The following is an 18,062-nucleotide window of genomic DNA, read 5'->3' as shown; positions in this document are numbered from 1 at the left end:
TGCCGCGTCAATGTGCCCGTCGAGGCAACTACGCAAGCCTATTTGCCGCAAATGATGGTGTGTGCAGCGCAATAATCGCAATTGCAGCTTGCGAAATGTGATAATGTTACATATGTGCAATTCCACAGCATGACTGACACATCATCCTCGATTCGCCGCCGGTTTGACCGGACAGGCATTATGCTCGCAGGGCTATGCGCATTGCATTGCGTTGCGACGGTTGTGTTGGTGTCTGCCCTGGGAGTTGGTGGGCACTTCCTGCTTTCGCCAGAAATTCACCGGATCGGACTGGCCCTCGCATTGATCGTTGCAGCGGTCGCGATCGGTTGGGGCGCACTCAAACATCGCCGTGCAGCACCATTCGTAACCGCGATGATGGGCCTTACATTTATGGGCGGCGCGCTTGCGATGCCACATGGTATGGGTGAGGCTGTGCTGACAATTATCGGCGTATCGCTGGTCACTATCGGCCACTTGCTCAATATGCGGCCCTTCTTAAAGCGCGATTGAATCCAGCAAGGTGGCAAACTGGCGGTTGCGCTTCGCGCGCTGCGGTCTATTTCAATCCGCCATGAGTGAAATGAAATCAATCACCCTCAATGGCGATGTGCGCAAAAGCGCGGCATCGACAATTGCTGACCTCGTTCGCGAGCTTGAACTAACGCCAGAAAAGGTAGCGGTTGAGCGCAACGGCGAAATTGTAGCCCGCTCGACGCTTGAAACCGTCACCCTTAATGATGGCGACACGCTGGAGATCGTTCATTTTGTCGGAGGCGGGGACAAGACAGACACTTGGACCGTTGCCGGAAGGACATTCACGTCGCGGTTGATTGTCGGCACTGGCAAATACCAGGATTTCGAACAGAATGCCGCTGCTGTGGAAGCCAGCGGTGCAGAAATCGTGACGGTAGCCGTTCGGCGAGTGAATGTGAGCGATCCCAAGGCTCCGATGCTTACGGATTTCATTGATCCGAAAAAGATCACGTATCTGCCCAACACAGCCGGCTGTTTCACCGCCGATGATGCAATTCGCACACTGCGCCTGGCGCGTGAGGCTGGTGGATGGGATTTGGTCAAACTCGAAGTCCTCGGCGAGGCACGCACGCTCTACCCCGATATGCGCGAAACGCTGAAAGCGACCGAGACGCTCGCCAAAGAAGGCTTCCTTCCGATGGTCTACTGCGTTGATGATCCCATCGCTGCAAAACAGCTCGAGGATGCCGGCGCCGTTGCGGTGATGCCGCTTGGCGCGCCGATTGGATCGGGTCTGGGTATTCAGAACCAAGTGACGATCCGCTTGATCGTCGAAGGCGCCAATGTGCCGGTTCTTGTTGATGCGGGCGTGGGCACCGCGTCTGACGCGGCGGTTGGCATGGAGCTGGGGTGTGACGGCATCCTGATGAACACAGCGATTGCGGAGGCGAAAGATCCGATCCGTATGGCCCGCGCTATGAAGCTTGCGGTTGAAGGAGGGCGGGAAGCCTATCTTTCTGGCCGAATGGGTCGCCGCAGATATGCCGATCCAAGCTCGCCGCTGGCTGGGCTGATCTAGAAAAAGCCGAACACGGTTACCGTAAATTAACCACGTTGCCTGAAAACGTCTCTCGAACAGGGAGACGACCGTGACACTTACCAGCACTGCAAACCTATCGATTGGCGAAATGCGTGAGTTCGCGGGCTTCGACCCATCAGAGCAGCGCTACATCAAGCGGAGCCTCGACATCGGTCTTGCGCGCAGTGATGCTTTCAAGCTGTGGGGCACCACAGAAAGCGACAACGCGGCCATCCGGCGCCAGTATGTCGCCTATCAGGACCTCAAAGCGCTTAGATCAATGGTCCCGCAAGATGGCTCGATTGGTGAAATTGAGCGCTTCATCGGTAAATTGACCCGGATGACGACATTCGATCTGGGCCAGGAGCAACTCGAGAGTTTCTCGGCCTTCCGCTTCCTCTACGAACGTCTTCTGGGTGCGTCTGCGCGGCCTTATCTGCCAGCGGCATTCTGCGCTGCGGCGGCATTGCCTATGATCCGCCCGCAGCATCGCAAAGTGCTGCTTCAAAGCTTAAGCGAAGCCGCAGCGACAGCGCCTGCATGGTCAGATGCGGAGCCAAGCTTCTATCCCGAATTTATCGAGGAAGCAGAAGCAGCCTGACAGCCGTTCTAACGGTACATTCCATTGATCCGCTCTTGATAGCGGTCCCTGATCTTGTGGCGGCGGATCTTCATGCTCGGCGTCATCTCTTCGTTGTCGATCGAGAAGGCCTCGTCTGAAAACTCAAACTTGCGCACTTTTTCGACTACCGACAAATCGACATTGGTCCGGTCGACGGCTTTGCGCACCGCTTGTTTGAATGCGGGCAGGTCCTGCAGCGCCTTCAGATCATACTTCTCGTCATTGGCACGCGCCCATTCGAGCGCCCATTCCGCATCCGGGACGATCAGGCCGACAACGTAAGGCCGCTTGTCACCGCTCACCATCGCCTGTGCGATTTCTGGTTGCAGGGTCAGCATGCCTTCGATTTTCTGCGGCGCGACATTGTCGCCCTTGTCGTTGACAATCATGTCCTTCTTGCGGTCGGTGATTACAATCCGGCCAGCCTCATCGAGGTGACCGATATCGCCCGTGTGCAGCCAGCCATCGACAATCGTGCGCGCCGTTTCGGCGTCGTTTTGCCAGTATCCGTGCATCACCAATTCGCCGCGGCACAAAATTTCGCCATCTTCAGCAATCTTGATCTCAACGCTGCGCATAGGCGGGCCGACCGTATCCATTTTGAGACCGGTTTTTGGTCGGTTGCAGCTCATGACAGGCCCGGCTTCGGTTTGGCCGTAACCCTGCAGCATGGTGAGACCCATCGCTTCGAAGAAATTGCCGACTTCGGGGTTCAGCGGCGCACCGCCGGAGACCATAGCTTTGATCCGGCCACCAAATTTCAGGCGGATTTTCGGACGCAGCGTTTTTTCGACAAGGAAATCGAGCGGCTTGTCGCGTAGCCGTTTCTTGCCGTCTTTGGAATTCTCGCTGATTTTCAGCGCGCTATCCATCATGAAATTGGCGACTTTGCCCTGTTTTTCGACCTGCTTCATGATCCGCGTGCGTAGCACTTCGAACAAACGCGGGACGACAACCATGATCGTCGGGCGGGTTTCCTCGATATTGCTGGCGAGTTTTTCGAGGCCTTCTGAATAGAAAATTTCCGCGCCGACAGAGATCGGCAGATATTGTCCGCCGGTGTGTTCGTAAGCGTGGCTGAGCGGGAGGAATGACAAGAAGCGTTCGTCCTGAATGCCGAAATCGGTGATCAGGATCTCTGCCGCGCCTGCGATATTACACAGTATTGATCCGTGGTGCTGCATCACGCCGCGCGGAGCGCCACCTGTGCCGCTGGTGTAGATCAGACAAGCGGTGTCTTCGCGCGCAATGCTGCCCGCCCGAACGTCAACGGCTTTGCGAGCCGCCGTCGCATCGCCAGTGATCAGATCGCTCCAATTGTGATAATCGAAACTGCCAGATTGTTTGCGGTGCAAATCTTCGATGCCAATCACATGATCAATGATCCCGGTCTGCCCGATTGCGCCAACCAGTGGGCCAAGCAATTTCTCGGTCGAAACAATCACAGCGCGCGCGCCGGAATTGTCGAGGATATGCGCGTGATCGCGCTCCGTATTCGTGATGTAGGTCGGCACCGAAATGCAGCCCGCCGCCATGATCGCGATATCGGCGACACACCATTCAGGGCGGTTTTCAGAGACAATCGCGACGCGGTCGCCTTCGTTCAAACCCAGTTTGCGCAGGCTTTCTGCCAGCAAGCAAATCTGGTCTGCGGTCTCGGCCCAGCTTTGCGTGACCCATTTACCGTCCGACTTGCGCCCTAGAAACGGTGCATCGCCTTTTTCATCGGCACGCTTAAGAAACAACTCGACCAGATTGCTGGCAGCATCAATATCCTGCAGCCACTGCGCGTCATTGGGATCGACCACGGGTCGATCGCTGATATGTGTTTCTGGAGCGTTCACCAATTTCTCTCCTGCGCCCTAAACACGGGCTCAATGTCTCTCTCTTGTGATGAATTAGTGGCTACGCGCCTCAGCGGCAAGCATCAGCGCAAATGCCTTACTCGTAATCGAGCAGATCGGCGACGCGCGGATCACCCGCAGCTTCCCAGCCATCCTCTGTCCGGCGAAGAACGTTCGCTTTGCCGCGTGGGGACAAAACACGCAAAGTTCCGTGACCAAGGGCTTCGAATTCCGCTGTCATATCAGCGACGGGCCCGCCTTCTTCGGTTATTACAGTCGATCCAAAACCCATGACGAGCGGCAGTGCTAGGGCCTCTTCGGCTGTCATTCCGAAATCCAGCACGCCGATAATTGAGCGCGCGACCTGAACAGGGATTGTCGGCCCGCCAGCCGCGCCGATCACCAGCACAACCTCGCCATTTTCATCAAACACGATGGTCGGTGCCATCGAAGAGCGGGGGCGTTTGCCGCCTTCGACACGGTTCGCGACAGGCTTGCCGTCTATCTCTGGTGAAGAGCTGAAGTCGGTCAGCTCATTGTTGAGGTAAAAGCCGCCAAAATGCAGCCCTGAACCAAACGCTCCTTCGATTGTGGAGGTGTAGCTGACTGCATTGCCTTCGCCATCAACAACCGAGAAGTGCGTGGTGCCGTTCTCTGGAGGCTCATCACCGTCTGCCCGTGCAAGCGGCGCACCGGGAGGTGTGCCCGGCTTTGCTTCGGACATGGCGTTGGCTGGATCAATGAGCGCCCCGCGGCTGGCGATGTAGCTGGCATTGACCAAGCCCTCGACCGGCACAGCAACAAAATCGCTATCGCCGATGTAAAGCTCACGATCAGCATAGGCGAGGCGCTGGGATTCGAGGAAGACGTGCCAGAAGGTCGGGCTTTCCGGCCCCATTTCGGCGAGGTCAAAACGCTCAAGCTGCCCCAGCATTTGCGCAACCGCAACGCCGCCGGATGATGGCGGGCCCATGCCGCAGACTTTGTATGTCCGGTAACGCGCGCAGACCGCTTCGCGCTGTTTCGCTTCGTATCCGATGATGTCAGAGGCGGTTAGTGTGCCGTCTTGCGGGGTTTCTGTCGCTACATAAGCAGCCAGAGCGTTCGCGGCGTCACTGTAGAATGCTTCGGAGCCGTTCAAGGCCACCCGCTCTAGCGTATCCGCGAGGTCAGGCACTTTGATACGCGTTCCCACGGCTAGCGCTTCGCCATCAGAATCGAAGAAAATTGCGCGAGCGGCAGCGGTTTTGTCAGCCCGTCCTTTATTGCTCGAAAGCGAGCCATTCAGGCGGCGGTTCATCAAGAAACCGTCGCGTGCAAGAGCGATGGCAGGCTCGAACAGTTCGGCCCATTCAAGCTTGCCATATTGCTGGTGAGCCTTGGCCGCGAGAGCCAGATTGCCGGGTACGCCGACGCTGAGACCGGAAAGAGTGCGCGATGATCGCGGCAGACGATTGCCTGCTGCATCTAAGAAGCGCGTGCCTGTTGCTGACGCTGGCGCCGTTTCGCGTCCGTCAAAACTGGTAACGCCGTTCTCGCCCGCATGGATCATAAATCCGCCGCCGCCGATACCCGAGCTCTGCGGCTCCACGACGGTGAGGGCCAGCATGACGGCAATTGCCGCGTCTGTGGCGGACCCACCCTTGGCAAGGATGGCTTCGCCCGCTGCGGCTGCGCGCGGATCGGCTGCGCTGACGGCACCTTCCGGTGTTCTGTCGGAGGCGACAGGCGCAGAAGCCTGCACTGGTGTTTCATAGGGTGAACAAGCGGCCAGACTGGCCGACAGGGCGAGTGCTGCGAAGGTGCGTTTCAACATAGACCCCTCGCTATTCTGTTCCGACCGCCTCTGCAATGCTGGTGAAGCCATCCCGTTTCATCAGGCGCTCCATGCCCGACACGATGCGCGCGCCGAGGCCCGGCCCTTCAAAAACGATCGCGGAATAAAACTGTACGAGGCTGGCGCCGGCGCGAATGCGTGCCCATGCATCCTCAGCGCTCGCAATCCCGCCGACCCCGATCAAGGGAACTTCGCCGTCAGTTGCAGCGCGAAAATCGCGGACGCGCTGCAAAGCGAGGCTGCGTAAAGGCGCACCTGAGAGCCCGCCGGTCTCGCCAGCATGAGCAGATTTGAGATCGGGCCGGGAGATTGTGGTGTTCGACACGATCAGCGCGCCCAATTTCTTGTCGATCGCGATGCGGGCAATCGCATCAATGTCCTCAGGTTCCAGGTCAGGGGCGACTTTCAGGAAGATCGGTGGCGGGGCGGCGCTGGTCACTTCGTCGCGCGCCGCGATCACTGCATCGATAAGGGCGGTCAGCGCGCCTTCATCCTGAAGCGCGCGCAGGCCGGGTGTGTTGGGGCTGGACACATTGACTGCCAAGTAACTCGCATAAGGGGCCATGATTCGCGTCATGGTCGCATAATCGGCGGTGCGATCGTCGGAATCCTTGTTCGCGCCGACATTGATCCCGACAATGCCCGGTTTGCCGGACCGTGCCTTAAGCCGCCCGAGGGCCACCTCTGCACCCGCATTGTTGAAACCCATGCGATTGATAACAGCCGCGTCCTCGACAAGACGGAACAGGCGCGGCTTTGGATTGCCTGCTTGGGGGAGAGGGGTGATTGAGCCGACTTCGGTAAATCCGAAACCGAGGCCCAGCAGAGGATCGGGGACCTCGGCATCCTTGTCAAAACCCGCCGCGACACCGACAGGATTGGGGAATTCAAGGCCCGCAACATTCACTGTCAACGCGCCAGCTTTGGCGAGCGATGATTGCGCACCGCGGGTTGGCATTGCCTTGAGGGCGGTAATTGCGAGTCTGTGAGCGGTTTCGGAATCAAGCGCGAAGACAGCCGGTTTTATCAGTCGGAAAAGCATGCAGCGCGAATATCGTAGGATTCAAGGCTCGTCGAGTGTCCGGCGCAGCGACTTACCGATCGGATAAATTGCATGCTTGTCGTTTGCATACAATTCCTAGCCAGTTGTTTGTCCTAATACGGCTTTGCGACCCGAAGGGCTCGAAGCAGCAATGCGAAGAGTTCCTCAACTCAAATGGGCGGCTTCCTTTGTTGGAGCCGCCCTTTTTTTTCTCAACGCCATCTTTGGCTATCCAGAGCCCTGTTTCAGGCTGGTTTTTTGGCCCGGAATGCAGGTTCCGAACACGCCGTAAGCCTTGACTTGTAAAGACGCATTGGCGAGCGTTAGGCATAAATCGGGTAATACATAAAAAAGGGTCTCCATGCGCACTCACTCACTCGTTGCAGTTTCGGCGATCGCATTGGCAATGGCGGCTTGCTCGCCAGCGGCTAAGCCTTCGCTTGAGAGCGCTTCTGCTCCGATTGCCACCTCTCCATCGGACACTGAGCCTGCCAGTATCGCGGAGTTTTTTGAGGCGTATAATGCGAAGCAGCTTGAGATGTCGCCGATCACCCGGGCGTATCGCGGTATCCGCGATGAGGATTACGGCAAATGGGACGACCCCTCGGATGAGGCTGCCGCTGCTGAATTCAAGGTCATGCAGAACGCATTAGCGACAATGCAGGCGGACTATGATCTGGCCGCACTCTCCGAAGAAGACGCGCTGTCATATCGCCTATATGAACAAATGGTCGGGCGCAGCGCATCGCTTTACCCGTATCGCGAATACAATTTCCTGTTCGATCACAGGCGCGGTGCCCATTCCAACATTCCGGCATTCCTGATCAACATTCACCGTATCAGCGAACCCGGCCATGCAGAGGACTATGTTGACCGGATTCGCGGGATTGGCCCCCAACTTAACAGCCTCACTGCCGAAGCCCGTGAGCGTGCGGATGCCGGGATCATGCCGCCAGACTGGGTGTATCCCTATGTCATAGCGGACCTCGAAGCGATGATCGCTGCCGGCGATGACAATGCTATTCTGGAAGATTTCCGGAAGAAAGTGGACTTTGTAGGCTTTAACACTGAAGCGCATGCGGCTCTGATCGATAGCGCCCTGAATGCCTGGGGCGAATCCGCGCTTCCGGCATACAAAGGCCTGCTTGCCGAGATGAAGCGTCAGCAGGCAATCGCGCCAACGGATGACGGGATCTGGCGCTTGCCCGATGGCGATGCGTATTATGCCGCTCGGCTGAAAAGCTACACCACCACCGATCTTTCTGCAGACGAAATCCACAATATAGGGCTGCGTGAGGTCGAGCGGATTCATGGTGAAATGCGCACAATCATGGCGCAAGTGGGCTTTGAAGGATCGCTGCAGGATTTCTTTGAATTCACCCGCACCGACGACCGGTTCTTCTACACCAGCCGCGAAGATTATCTGCGCGATGCGCAGGCCAAGCTTGATGCGATGGAAGTGAAGCTGCCGGAATATTTCGGTGCGCTTCCCAAAGCACCGATGATCATCAAACCCGTCGAAGCATTCCGTGAAAAGAGCGCGGGCAAGGCGTTTTACCAAAGTCCTGCCGCAGATGGTTCGCGCCCCGGCACATATTACGTCAACCTCTATAACCTCCGCGATATGTCCAAGAATGAGCTGGAAGCGCTCGCATATCATGAGGGCTTTCCGGGCCACCATTTGCAGCGAGCCCTGCAAACCGAATTGGGCGATGTGCCCCCATTCCGGCGGTTTGGCGGCGTAACCGCATATACCGAGGGATGGGGCCTCTATACCGAAGAACTCGGCAAGGACATGGGCTTCTATCAAGACCCCTATTCCGATTTCGGACGGTTAGGCATGGAGCTTTGGCGCGCATGCCGATTGGTGGTCGACACCGGGCTTCATTCAAAGCGGTGGACACGCGAAGAGGCTATTCAGTACCTTAAGGATAATACGCCCAATCCAGAGGGCGATATCGTGAAGGCGATCGAACGCTACATCACGACTCCCGGTCAAGCGACGGCCTATATGATCGGCAAACTGAAAATCATGGAGCTGCGTAGCATGGCGCAAAGCGAACTTGGCGACGATTTCGACTGGCGGGGTTTCCACGATGCGGTCTTGCTAAGCGGCCCGGTCCCACTCGATATTCTTGAGGAGAATGTTGTGAAGTGGGTTGAGCGCGAGAAAGCGAGATAGCACCATGCCTCATGCTCAGCTGCGAGAATTGGAAATTGGGCACTCGATCCCGTTTGGTTTCGAGCTGATACCTGCCCCCGCTGATTGCGCTGAGCTGATCAACACATTCTTTGTTGCGACGAGCGATTCTAAACGTCTCGAAGAAATGATGCCCGCCTATTCGGCGCAACTGATGGTCTATGTCGAGGGAAGCTCTGACTTGTGCCCGGAAGGCGATACGATTTTCGAATCGCAACCCGTTACATGCACCGCTCCGCTGTTGTCGGCGACGCCGTTTACACTGAAAGGGCCAACCAAAATTGTTGGAGCTTCGCTGACCCCTCTTGGTTGGCATTGCCTGTCGGGCTTGGCTGCGGATGAGGTCAACAATTGCATGGTCCCGTCAGAGAAAATCCTCGAAGCGCAGGAAATCGCTGAGCTAGAGGGGCTGGCGCAAGAAAGTCGCCGCGGATCGGTGCCGAATGAAGTGATTTGTGATGCGATCTCAGATGTCGTTCGGCGGCGCAGCGGCCAGATAAACGCCGAACATGCGCGCTTCGTGGGCATCGTCACAAAATGGTTGTCCAGTGCGCTGAACCCGCCGCTGGAAGCCCTTTACTCCGAGGTGGGCGTGTCGGTTCGCTCTGCGCAGCGCCTTTGCAAGCGGTACTTTGGCGTGTCTCCATCGCGTCTCGTGAAGCGATATCGCGCGATGCGTGCCGCTATGTTTCTGGCCAATCCTGATCTGTCGGAAGCGATGCGGAGCGACATACTCGGGATATATTTCGATCAAGCGCATCTCATCCGCGATATTCGAAGATATACTGGTCGGACGCCCACTGCGCTCAAGAAAACGTCGCTGATGCAGGACACACTTGATCCCGACGCTCATGGCGAAGGTGCCAAAATTTTACGCTGATTTTTTAAAGGCTTGCAGCTGTTGACGATGGTCCAATAATTGCTATCCCGGCGATAGAAAATCGCAATGTCGCCAGAATACAATGACCAACCGCTTCACCCAATTAGTCTTATGTCCAAGCCGCGTGAGGCGGGATCTCCAGTTCCTGAACCATCGGCAGTGGGGGCGGCGCGGCGGCGGGTCGCAATAAGCCGTCATGTCGCCCCAATTCCATCTCGAATACTTTGATCCCCCGCCCGAACTGTCACGGCATGTGTTGGCGCTGTTCTATTTTGCATGGGACGAGGACGACATCTCGGACCGTCATCCGGGCGCTTTGCCGCAGATTGTTCTGTTCCCGCATGGCAAAGGGCAAATGCAATTCGACGATCGCGTCGAGCCTGTGCAGGGCGAGGTGCATATGCTGGCCGGATTTGAAAAGGCCGTTCCCTTTACGATGGAGGGCCCGTGGCATGCCATCGGCGCGTCGCTATCGCCGCTGGGCTGGGCAGCTTTGGCCCGGCAACCTGCGAACAAGCATTACAACACTCTGATCCCTGCAGACGAGCTGGTTGGATCAGATGTGAACGCCTTCGCCAAAGAAACAAACGAGCGGTACCGCACCGGCGATCTTACTGGGGCCGAGGCTTGCAATGTGCTGGCAGACTGGATCGCGCCGCGATTTGAGCCGGTGCCCGAAGAGCATGTGCCAATCATCGAACAGGGCCTTTACTGGCTTAGCTCCTCGCTCAATCCCGACATAGACGTTTTGGTTGCTGGCAGCCCGTATTCGCGCCGCCAGACGGAACGTCTAATCACCCGCTATTTCGGCCTCACGCCCAGAGCTCTCGCACGTAAATTTCGCGCTATCCGGGCGGCGAATCTTCTCGCCCAGCCTGAACTGACCGATGAAGGCGAGGCCGAAATTGCGGCCGCGTTTTATGACCAGCCGCATATGATCCGCGAGATTCGCCGGCATTGCGGTTACACTCCGACGCGGCTGGGCGGGCCGAAAGAGCCATTGTTTCAGACGCTGTTGCGGATGAAAAATCTCGACCGGTTGAAGGAATTCCGAAGCATCGGAGAATAGCGCTAGCGCCCTGATCTCAAACCGCTAACGACTCGCAACAAGGGGTTTTGACTTGAATTCGGATCAAAATGCTCCGAATTAGCGTGCATGCGCCTTTCCAACCTTGCAGATTACGCCGTCATCACGATGAGCGCGGCCGCTGGCCATTGCGGTGGCAGCCGTACCAGCGCGAGTGAACTCGCAGCAGAAACGGGCCTGCCAAAGCCGACCGTTCAAAAACTGGTGAGTAAGCTGACAGGGGCTGGGTTGCTTAGGTCGGAACGCGGCGCGCATGGCGGGCTGCAACTTGCGCGGCCAGCCGCCGCGATCACCGTGGCCGATATTGTCGAGGCAGTCGAAGGGCCTATTGCTCTCACTGCTTGTATTGATGCGAACGGCGATTGCGATCACGAAGCGCGCTGTTCCATGAAGCCCCACTGGCCTGTCATCAATGATGCGTTGCGCAGCGCGCTGGCCGAAATCACTTTAACGCAATTACGCACCGAACCCCTCTCTCGCGAAAAAGAAGTGGCATGACCGAAACCGTCGATCTCAAAACTCCCGAAGCGGAAATGGATGCTGATGCGAAAGCTGCAGCGGCTGCGAACGCTGGCGAATATGAGCATGGCTGGTCTTCGGATATCGAGACCGAATTTGCCGAAAAAGGCCTGACGGAGGACACCGTCCGCTTTATCTCGGGCAAGAAGGGCGAGCCGGAATGGATGCTCGACTGGCGTCTGAAGGCTTTCCGCATGTGGCAGGAAATGGAAGAGCCCGATTGGGCGAAAGTCGGCTATCCGAAAATCGATTATCAGGACGCGTATTATTACGCCGCACCTACTAAAAAGGTCGAACTGGATTCGCTCGATGATCTCGATCCGGAGATCAAGCGTGTCTACGACAAGCTTGGCATTCCTCTTGGCGAACAGGAAGTTCTCGCCGGGGTGAAGGGCGCAAAGAAAGTCGCCGTTGATGCCGTGTTTGACAGCGTCAGCGTGGCAACCTCTTTTCGCGAGGAGTTGATGCGGGCGGGCGTGATCTTCCGCTCGATCTCAGAGGCGATCAAAGAATATCCAGAGCTGGTGAAAAAGTGGCTGGGCCGCGTTGTTCCGACACGCGACAACTACTTTGCCTGCCTCAACGCGGCGGTCTTTTCGGACGGGACATTTGTGTATGTGCCAGAGGGCGTGCGCTGCCCGATGGAGCTTAGCACCTATTTCCGCATCAACGCCGAAAATACTGGCCAGTTTGAGCGGACCCTGATCATCGCCGAAAAGGGCGCTTACGTCTCTTACCTCGAAGGCTGCACCGCGCCGATGCGCGATGAGAACCAGCTGCACGCTGCCGTGGTTGAACTGGTCGCGATGGAAGACGCGGAGATCAAATATTCGACCGTCCAGAACTGGTATCCCGGCAATTCCGAAGGCGTCGGCGGGATCTACAATTTCGTGACCAAGCGCGGGCTGTGTCAGGGCGACCGCTCCAAAATCAGCTGGACGCAGGTCGAAACCGGCTCCGCAGTGACATGGAAATATCCATCCTGCGTGCTCAACGGTGAAAACAGCGTTGGCGAATTTTATTCGGTCGCGGTGACCAATAATTTCCAACAGGCGGACACCGGTACGAAGATGATCCATAACGGCAAAGGCAGCCGTTCAACGATCATCTCCAAAGGCATCAGCGCGGGCAAATCCAACAACACCTATCGCGGCCTCGTTCGCGTAGGCGCATCTGCTGATAACGTCCGTAACTTTACCCAATGCGACAGTCTGCTCTTGGGCGACGAATGCGGCGCGCACACCGTGCCATACATTGAGGTCAAGAACCCCGGCGCGCAGATCGAGCACGAGGCCACCACCTCCAAAATCAGCGACGAGCAATTGTTCTACGCGATGCAACGCGGGCTGGACGAGGAAGAGGCCGTGGCCCTGATCGTTAACGGCTTTGCCAAGGATGTGCTCAAAGAACTGCCGATGGAGTTCGCCGTCGAAGCGCAAAAGCTTCTGGCAATTTCGCTTGAGGGGAGCGTGGGATGACTGATCGCAAAAAACTCGCTCTCAAACCGCCTTCCGAGCAAGGCGACGTTACTGAGACCCTCAACAAAAAGGGCCGCGGTTGGAAGATCTCCGACAAGCGTCTTGATGAGCTGCATGATCGTGCGCGCGAAATGAAGCGGTTTGCTTCGCCCGCTCACAAAGCTCTTGCGAAGCGGTTTTCAGAAGCCAATCTGGGCCGTCACACCTTCAAACGCTTTGCCGTTGTCGGCAGCGCGATTGTCGATTTCAATTGCCACACGCTCGGCATGGCGATCGATATCTTTGAAGAGGACGACAACGAGGCGCTTGCATCGCGGCGCGACAAAAGCCTTGAAGCGGTTGGCATCAAAGTGATGCGCATCCGCGCTTCCGACATCCTCGACGATATGGATAAAGTGCTGGAACGGATCACACTCGGCATGCGCGCCCGCATCGGTGACAAACGTGAAGCCGCACGCGCCCACCGGGAGGCAAACCCGAAACAGGATTACTACCAACGCCGCGACGAGAATGATCGCCCCTCACGCACGAACAACGATTACTCACGGGACTGAACGCTATGCCTATGTTTTCAATTGCTCTCGCCCCATTGCTCGCTTTGCAGGCGGCAGGCCAAACACCAGTCGCGATCAAGAACGACACTCCTGAAACGTGGACCGTCGAGTATCCACGCATCATCACTCCGTTCATTCATGACTATCGCCGATGTCTGAACGTGGTGAACCGTATGGTCTCGGGCGAAGCCAATCTTGAAGAGCAGCATCGCAGCGACATTCCCCGCTGTGCCGAAACGTCTGCAACAGCTCAGTCTGAGGCCAATCGAATTCTCGCCAATCGCGGTGAACTTGAAGATTATTCGCCTGACGACGTCGCCGAAGTGTTCGCCCATATCGGCCGCATCCACATCGCACGTGGGGCTGATTTGGACGCTCAATTCGTCAACAGAATGGCGAGCGCTGAGCGCGCCGAGACGGAATATAATGAAACCAAGCCCAAGGGCTTGATTATGGATTTGCTCGATGCGTCGGTCGTGAAATCCGCGATCGATCAGAGCCAGAAAAAGACTGAGGACGCATCGAAGTAATGCTGAAAATTAACAACCTTCACGCCGAAGTAGACGGCGCGAGCGGCAAAAAACCGATCCTCAAAGGCCTTTCGTTGGAAGTGCCAGCGGGTGAGGTGCATGCGATTATGGGCCCGAACGGTGCCGGCAAATCGACCCTTGCAAACGTCCTTGGCGGAAAGCCGGGATACGAAGTGACTCAAGGCTCTGTTGAGTTCCAAGGTGAAGATCTGTTCGATCTTGATCCGCATGAACGCGCTGCAACTGGTCTGTTTCTCGGGTTTCAATACCCGGTCGAAATCCCCGGCGTATCAAACGTCCAGTTCCTGCGTGAAGCGCTCAATTCGCAGCGCAAATATCGCGAGGAAGAACCGCTTTCGGGCGGCGAATTCCTGAAACTGGCGAAGGAAAAAGCCGGCCTCCTGAAAATGGACATGGAGATGCTTAAGCGGCAGGTGAATGTCGGATTTTCCGGCGGTGAGAAAAAGCGGGCCGAGATGGTCCAGATGGGCATTCTCAACCCGGCCTTTGCGGTGCTGGACGAAACCGATAGCGGGCTCGACATTGATGCGCTGCGGATCGTGGGTGAGGGCATCAACTCGATCATGCGTGCGCCGGACAAAGGCGTGCTGCTCATCACTCACTATCAGCGCCTCTTGGACGTTGTGAAGCCGGACCGCGTCAGCGTGCTGGCCGATGGCCGGATCGTTCAGACGGGCGGGCCTGAGCTTGCTCTGCGTCTCGAAGATGAAGGCTATGATGCTGTCATGGCAGAAGCGGCCGCGTGATCCTTTCCGCTCTCCTCTTTTCCTTGCAGGCGGCGCCTGCGGCTGAACCCGTGCCCGAGATCGTTGTTCTTGGACGGTTGCGCAGCCTTCAGGTCACGGTTGGCCAAGACCAGGAAGGAAGCTGGAATTGTTCCTTAAGCGGATCAACTGGTCGCCCGCGGCTGGATGATAAGTTTTGCCGTGCCGCCACCAAATGTGTGCGTAAGGGCGCGAAGGAAACGGGTGCCATCGAAAAGTGCATCCGCAAGAGCCGCAACGGGCTGGTGGAACAGTTCGAGCGCGCAATGAAGAAGACATCGTAATGACCCAAGCAACAACTCTGCCGACACGCCGCGATGAGGCCTGGCGCTATGCCGATATTGATGCGGTTCAGCGTCTCGGCGAAGGCGCGCTCAGTGCGTGGAACGAGGTCAGCGTTGCTGCTGGCGAAACATGGCATGACACCATGCTCATTGGTTCGGATGCGCCGGAATTGCACCGCATTCGCCTTACGCTTGACGATGGCGCACGGGCCGAATTGTTTGCGACTAATATCGGACAGGATTTCACCCGCCTCGAAGTCGAAGTGACTTTGGGCAAGGGTGCGCATTTCGAATTTGGCGGTGTGACAATTGGCGGCGGCGATGCTGTGCGCGAATTTGTGACGACGACCGTTCACGCGGAGCCAGATGGCACCAGCAATCAGACGGTGCGTAGCGTCCATTGGGGCACGGGCACGGGCAATTTTCTTGGCGAGATCAAAGTTGCCCGCCACGCGCAGAAGACCGATGCGGCACAGGATTTTAAAGGCCTGCTGCTCGAAGCTGGTGCAAGCGCCAATGCCGTCCCGCAGCTTGAGATTTTCGCAGATGATGTGAAGTGCGCACACGGCGCGACTGTAGGGCAACTGGACGAAGCGGCGCGCTACTACATGGCGGCGCGCGGCCTTTCGCCGGAGCAGGCACAGCGCCTGTTGGTGCAGGCTTTCCTCGGTGATGCCTTCGTCGAACTGGAAGATGAAGCTGAGCGCGAAAGGTTGCTCGAGGCAGCGTTGACTGCCCTTGAGGGAGCGGCGCTGTGAACGCACCAGCAGCCATCTCGACATTGCCTGACCTGCGCGGGGATTTCCCCGGCATGGTCACGCATGACGGTGCGCCTTGGCATTACCTCGACACCGCGGCGACCGCACAGAAGCCACGCGCTGTGATCGATGCGATGAGCCGAGCGCTGGGCGAAGATTATGCCACGGTCCATCGCGGTGTCTATTCGCGCTCTGCCGAAATGACACAGGCATACGAAAACGCCCGCCGGATGGTCGCGCGCTTTCTTGGCGGCGCGGAAAACGAGATTGTCTTCACGCGAGGCGCGACTGAGGCGATCAATCTCGTTGCGAACAGCTGGGGCCGTGCAAACCTAAAGCCGGGTGATCGCATTCTGCTCTCTCAATTGGAGCACCATTCTAACATTGTGCCGTGGCAGATGATTGCCCAAGCAACCGGCGCGATCATCGATATTTGCCCGCTTACCGATGATCACCGCATTGATCTCGACGCTGCAGAAGCGATGCTGACCGAGCGGCACAAGCTGGTTGCATTCGGACATGTGTCGAATGTGCTCGGCAGTGTTCTGGATGCACCGCGTGCGGCGGAGCTGGCGCATAATGTCGGCGCGAAGCTGCTGTTGGATGGATGTCAGGCCGCGCCCCGGATCAACTTTGACGTGAACGCGCTTGGCTGTGATTTCTATGTCTTCAGCGCACACAAGCTTTACGGCCCGACAGGCATAGGTGCGCTGTGGGCGCGCAGTGAAATTCTGGACGCGATGCCGCCATGGGAAGGCGGCGGTGCGATGATTGACCGTGTGACATTTGAAAAGACGACCTACGCGACTGCACCGCAGCGTTTTGAGGCGGGTACGCCAGCCATTGGTGAAGCCATCGCTTTCGCTGCTGCAGCGGATTACGTCCGTGAGGCGGGTTTGGACCGTCTACACGCACACGAAGCGGAATTGGTGGAGCGCCTTCGCCGTGAACTCGGCTCTATGAACGATGTCACTCTGTTTGGTCCTGCCGACAGCGCGGGGATTGTAAGCTTTGCGATCGAGGGCATTCATCCGCACGACCTCGGCACAATTTTGGACGAAGCGAACGTCGCGATCCGCGCAGGACACCATTGCGCGCAGCCTTTGATGGATTATCTGGATGTGACAGCGACCGCGCGGGCCAGTTTTGGCCTTTATTCGACACATGATGATGTCGACGCACTGCTTGAGGGCATTGCCCGCACGCGCCGGATTTTTGGGAAAGTATGATGAACAAACCTCAGGACGAGACCGAATTTGTCGCGGCCCCAGCGCCGAACGATGAAGTGGTGAAACCGCCGCGTGCGCGTGTTTCAGACGTTATTGATTCCGATGTCGCCTCCGACACCGGATCGCGCAAGCGGGATTATCTCGACGGGTTCCTGCAACAGCAACCTGCGGCTGGTGAAGTCGGCGGCCCGGGTAGCGATCTGCAGACCGCCGTGGTTGATGCGCTCAAAGAAATTTACGATCCGGAAATTCCGGTCAATATCTATGATCTTGGCCTGATTTACGGTGTGGATGTCGATGACGAACGCGACGCGACCATCACGATGACACTGACCACACCGCATTGCCCCGTCGCCGAAACGATGCCGGGCGAGGTTGAGCTGCGCGCTGCATCGGTGCCAGGTATTCGCGATGCCGAGGTAAACCTGGTGTGGGATCCGCCTTGGAGTCCCGAAAAGATGACCGACGAGGCACGCCTCGAACTGGGGATGCTTTGATGGCCGATACCAAAACTCGCCAGATACCCGCTGCTGTCACTCTGACCAAAGGCGCGGAAGAACGCATCGCCCATTTGATGAGCCTCGCCCCAGATGATGCCATAGGCGTCAAGCTGTCGACCCCCCGCCGCGGCTGTTCTGGCCTTGCCTATTCGGTTGACTACGTCACCGAGGAAGCGAAATTCGACGAGAAAATCGAAACACCTGACGGCGTATTCTACATTGACGGTGCCAGCGTGCTCTACCTCGTCGGGTCAATCATGGATTGGGTGGAAGACGACTTCACAGCTGGCTTCACGTTCGAAAACCCCAATGCCAAAGGCGCCTGCGGTTGCGGCGAAAGCTTTATGGTCTGATAGGGCCT

At 57.3% G+C, this 18,062-nt stretch carries 19 protein-coding genes; 16 read left to right on the top strand and 3 right to left on the bottom strand.

Annotated elements, in window-relative coordinates; genetic code table 11:
- Window positions 1-129: 129 nt before the first annotated feature.
- The 3 genes from MWU39_RS13675 (at window position 130) to MWU39_RS13660 (ending at window position 2,153) form a co-directional block, all read left to right on the top strand.
- Window positions 130-510, top strand: a complete 381-nt coding sequence (locus MWU39_RS13675) for a MerC domain-containing protein (RefSeq protein WP_247161106.1) — start codon at window positions 130-132, stop codon at window positions 508-510.
- 61 nt (window positions 511-571) lie between these two features.
- Window positions 572-1,552 carry a sulfur carrier protein ThiS gene (gene thiS / locus MWU39_RS13665; RefSeq protein WP_281501235.1) on the top strand — a complete coding sequence of 327 codons (981 nt, stop codon included), beginning with the start codon at window positions 572-574 and terminating at the stop codon, window positions 1,550-1,552.
- A 70-nt stretch (window positions 1,553-1,622) separates the two neighbouring features.
- Window positions 1,623-2,153: a hypothetical protein gene (locus MWU39_RS13660; RefSeq protein WP_247160742.1), complete on the top strand. Its 531-nt coding sequence runs from the start codon at window positions 1,623-1,625 to the stop codon at window positions 2,151-2,153.
- Window positions 2,154-2,161: 8 nt separating this feature from the next.
- Here MWU39_RS13660 and MWU39_RS13655 read toward each other — a convergent pair whose 3' ends face one another.
- The 3 genes from MWU39_RS13655 to MWU39_RS13645 all read right to left on the bottom strand — a co-directional run bounded on the left by MWU39_RS13655 (window position 2,162) and on the right by MWU39_RS13645 (window position 6,897).
- Window positions 2,162-3,982, bottom strand: coding sequence for a long-chain fatty acid--CoA ligase (locus MWU39_RS13655; RefSeq protein ID WP_247161104.1), 1,821 nt, complete (start codon window positions 3,980-3,982; stop codon window positions 2,162-2,164).
- Between the two features lie 133 nt (window positions 3,983-4,115).
- Window positions 4,116-5,834: a gamma-glutamyltransferase gene (gene ggt, locus MWU39_RS13650; protein ID WP_247160740.1), complete on the bottom strand. Its 1,719-nt coding sequence runs from the start codon at window positions 5,832-5,834 to the stop codon at window positions 4,116-4,118.
- A gap of 10 nt (window positions 5,835-5,844) precedes the next feature.
- Entirely contained in the window at window positions 5,845-6,897 is a 1,053-nt protein-coding gene (locus MWU39_RS13645; RefSeq protein ID WP_247160739.1) for a quinone-dependent dihydroorotate dehydrogenase, read from the bottom strand.
- Between the two features lie 361 nt (window positions 6,898-7,258).
- Between MWU39_RS13645 and MWU39_RS13640 the strand changes: the two genes are divergently transcribed.
- From MWU39_RS13640 to MWU39_RS13580, 13 genes are all read left to right on the top strand, one after another.
- Window positions 7,259-9,079, top strand: a complete 1,821-nt coding sequence (locus tag MWU39_RS13640) for a DUF885 domain-containing protein (RefSeq protein ID WP_247160737.1) — start codon at window positions 7,259-7,261, stop codon at window positions 9,077-9,079.
- 4 nt (window positions 9,080-9,083) lie between these two features.
- Complete coding sequence (locus MWU39_RS13635) at window positions 9,084-9,977, top strand: helix-turn-helix transcriptional regulator (protein ID WP_247160730.1); 894 nt, start codon at window positions 9,084-9,086, stop codon at window positions 9,975-9,977.
- A 196-nt stretch (window positions 9,978-10,173) separates the two neighbouring features.
- Window positions 10,174-11,046 (top strand): helix-turn-helix domain-containing protein, encoded by an 873-nt coding sequence (locus tag MWU39_RS13630; protein ID WP_247160728.1) that lies wholly within the window; start codon window positions 10,174-10,176, stop codon window positions 11,044-11,046.
- An 87-nt stretch (window positions 11,047-11,133) separates the two neighbouring features.
- Window positions 11,134-11,562, top strand: coding sequence for an SUF system Fe-S cluster assembly regulator (locus tag MWU39_RS13625; protein WP_247160725.1), 429 nt, complete (start codon window positions 11,134-11,136; stop codon window positions 11,560-11,562).
- Window positions 11,559-13,061 carry a Fe-S cluster assembly protein SufB gene (gene sufB, locus MWU39_RS13620; RefSeq protein ID WP_247160723.1) on the top strand — a complete coding sequence of 501 codons (1,503 nt, stop codon included), beginning with the start codon at window positions 11,559-11,561 and terminating at the stop codon, window positions 13,059-13,061. The genes MWU39_RS13625 and sufB overlap by 4 nt, the downstream gene beginning before the upstream one ends.
- Window positions 13,058-13,615 carry a DUF559 domain-containing protein gene (locus MWU39_RS13615; RefSeq protein ID WP_247160721.1) on the top strand — a complete coding sequence of 186 codons (558 nt, stop codon included), beginning with the start codon at window positions 13,058-13,060 and terminating at the stop codon, window positions 13,613-13,615. Before sufB ends, MWU39_RS13615 begins: the two co-directional genes overlap by 4 nt.
- A 5-nt stretch (window positions 13,616-13,620) precedes the next feature.
- Entirely contained in the window at window positions 13,621-14,145 is a 525-nt protein-coding gene (locus MWU39_RS13610; RefSeq protein WP_247160719.1) for a hypothetical protein, read from the top strand.
- Complete coding sequence (gene sufC / locus MWU39_RS13605; RefSeq protein WP_247160718.1) at window positions 14,145-14,912, top strand: Fe-S cluster assembly ATPase SufC; 768 nt, start codon at window positions 14,145-14,147, stop codon at window positions 14,910-14,912. Before MWU39_RS13610 ends, sufC begins: the two co-directional genes overlap by 1 nt.
- Before the next feature lie 50 nt (window positions 14,913-14,962).
- The gene (locus MWU39_RS13600; RefSeq protein WP_247160717.1) at window positions 14,963-15,214 is read left to right on the top strand and encodes a hypothetical protein; all 252 of its coding nucleotides are present in this window, start codon (window positions 14,963-14,965) and stop codon (window positions 15,212-15,214) included.
- The gene (locus MWU39_RS13595; RefSeq protein WP_247160716.1) at window positions 15,214-15,972 is read left to right on the top strand and encodes a SufD family Fe-S cluster assembly protein; all 759 of its coding nucleotides are present in this window, start codon (window positions 15,214-15,216) and stop codon (window positions 15,970-15,972) included. The genes MWU39_RS13600 and MWU39_RS13595 overlap by 1 nt, the downstream gene beginning before the upstream one ends.
- On the top strand, window positions 15,969-17,201 hold the full coding sequence (locus MWU39_RS13590) for a cysteine desulfurase (protein WP_348646399.1): 1,233 nt from the start codon (window positions 15,969-15,971) through the stop codon (window positions 17,199-17,201). The genes MWU39_RS13595 and MWU39_RS13590 overlap by 4 nt, the downstream gene beginning before the upstream one ends.
- Window positions 17,201-17,698 carry an SUF system Fe-S cluster assembly protein gene (locus MWU39_RS13585; protein ID WP_247161102.1) on the top strand — a complete coding sequence of 166 codons (498 nt, stop codon included), beginning with the start codon at window positions 17,201-17,203 and terminating at the stop codon, window positions 17,696-17,698. Before MWU39_RS13590 ends, MWU39_RS13585 begins: the two co-directional genes overlap by 1 nt.
- Complete coding sequence (locus MWU39_RS13580; protein WP_247160715.1) at window positions 17,698-18,054, top strand: iron-sulfur cluster assembly accessory protein; 357 nt, start codon at window positions 17,698-17,700, stop codon at window positions 18,052-18,054. The genes MWU39_RS13585 and MWU39_RS13580 overlap by 1 nt, the downstream gene beginning before the upstream one ends.
- The last annotated feature ends 8 nt before the right edge of the window (window positions 18,055-18,062 follow it).

Origin of the sequence: Erythrobacter sp. F6033, from assembly GCF_023016005.1 — a bacterium.
Classification (GTDB): Bacteria; Pseudomonadota; Alphaproteobacteria; order Sphingomonadales; family Sphingomonadaceae; genus Erythrobacter.
The sequence above is the reverse complement of the archived record's forward strand: the minus strand, read 5'-3'. Positions and strand labels throughout refer to the sequence as shown.

What these genes read in the sequence shown, in the direction of transcription:
- MWU39_RS13615 (WP_247160721.1), top strand. Translation starts at nt 13,058, where the DNA reads ATGACTGATCGCAAAAAACTCGCTCTCAAACCGCCTTCCGAGCAAGGC.
- MWU39_RS13625 (WP_247160725.1), top strand. Translation starts at nt 11,134, where the DNA reads ATGCGCCTTTCCAACCTTGCAGATTACGCCGTCATCACGATGAGCGCG.
- sufB (WP_247160723.1), top strand. Translation starts at nt 11,559, where the DNA reads ATGACCGAAACCGTCGATCTCAAAACTCCCGAAGCGGAAATGGATGCT.
- MWU39_RS13580 (WP_247160715.1), top strand. Translation starts at nt 17,698, where the DNA reads ATGGCCGATACCAAAACTCGCCAGATACCCGCTGCTGTCACTCTGACC.
- ggt (WP_247160740.1), bottom strand. Translation starts at nt 5,834, where the DNA reads ATGTTGAAACGCACCTTCGCAGCACTCGCCCTGTCGGCCAGTCTGGCC.
- MWU39_RS13675 (WP_247161106.1), top strand. Translation starts at nt 130, where the DNA reads ATGACTGACACATCATCCTCGATTCGCCGCCGGTTTGACCGGACAGGC.
- sufC (WP_247160718.1), top strand. Translation starts at nt 14,145, where the DNA reads ATGCTGAAAATTAACAACCTTCACGCCGAAGTAGACGGCGCGAGCGGC.
- MWU39_RS13610 (WP_247160719.1), top strand. Translation starts at nt 13,621, where the DNA reads ATGCCTATGTTTTCAATTGCTCTCGCCCCATTGCTCGCTTTGCAGGCG.
- MWU39_RS13645 (WP_247160739.1), bottom strand. Translation starts at nt 6,897, where the DNA reads ATGCTTTTCCGACTGATAAAACCGGCTGTCTTCGCGCTTGATTCCGAA.
- MWU39_RS13640 (WP_247160737.1), top strand. Translation starts at nt 7,259, where the DNA reads ATGCGCACTCACTCACTCGTTGCAGTTTCGGCGATCGCATTGGCAATG.
- MWU39_RS13630 (WP_247160728.1), top strand. Translation starts at nt 10,174, where the DNA reads ATGTCGCCCCAATTCCATCTCGAATACTTTGATCCCCCGCCCGAACTG.
- MWU39_RS13585 (WP_247161102.1), top strand. Translation starts at nt 17,201, where the DNA reads ATGAACAAACCTCAGGACGAGACCGAATTTGTCGCGGCCCCAGCGCCG.
- thiS (WP_281501235.1), top strand. Translation starts at nt 572, where the DNA reads ATGAGTGAAATGAAATCAATCACCCTCAATGGCGATGTGCGCAAAAGC.
- MWU39_RS13635 (WP_247160730.1), top strand. Translation starts at nt 9,084, where the DNA reads ATGCCTCATGCTCAGCTGCGAGAATTGGAAATTGGGCACTCGATCCCG.
- MWU39_RS13595 (WP_247160716.1), top strand. Translation starts at nt 15,214, where the DNA reads ATGACCCAAGCAACAACTCTGCCGACACGCCGCGATGAGGCCTGGCGC.